The sequence below is a fragment of the Shewanella gelidimarina genome, from assembly GCF_023283945.1.
In the GTDB taxonomy this organism is placed as follows: domain Bacteria; phylum Pseudomonadota; class Gammaproteobacteria; order Enterobacterales; family Shewanellaceae; genus Shewanella; species Shewanella gelidimarina.
In genome coordinates this window covers 1-521 of record NZ_JAKIKW010000077.1, presented here as the reverse complement: position 1 = coordinate 521, position 521 = coordinate 1, and the positions used below count along the sequence as shown (strand labels likewise).

Sequence of the window (521 nt, the reverse complement as noted above, 5' to 3'; positions counted from 1 at the left end):
GGAGTGTGACGTCCGCCTTCTTCTTTAGACAGAACGTAGATTTCTGACTCAAAAGTTGTGTGTGGAGTAATTGAACCTGGAGCAGCAAGAACCTGACCACGTTCAACATCTTCACGCTTAGTACCACGTAGAAGAACACCACAGTTTTCGCCAGCACGACCTTCGTCAAGAAGCTTGCGGAACATTTCAACACCAGTACAAGTAGTCTTAGTAGTATCACGGATACCAATAATTTCTACTTCTTCACCGATTTTGATGATACCGCGCTCTACACGACCAGTTACAACTGTACCACGGCCTGAGATTGAGAAAACATCTTCGATTGGAAGAATGAATGCACCATCAATAGCACGCTCTGGCTCTGGAATATAAGTATCAAGTGCTTCTGCAAGCTCAAGAATTTTAGCTTCCCACTCTGGCTCGCCTTCAAGGGCTTTAAGCGCAGAACCTTGGATAACTGGTAAGTCATCACCTGGGAAGTCATATTCAGAAAGAAGTTCACGAACTTCCATTTCTACAAG

The 521-nt window shown here is 44.5% G+C and carries 1 protein-coding gene; it reads right to left on the bottom strand.

Features of this window, described 5'->3' with window-relative positions:
- The coding region (locus L2729_RS21575) for an EF-Tu/IF-2/RF-3 family GTPase (RefSeq protein ID WP_248990052.1) at positions 1–521 on the bottom strand (521 nt) is incomplete at both ends.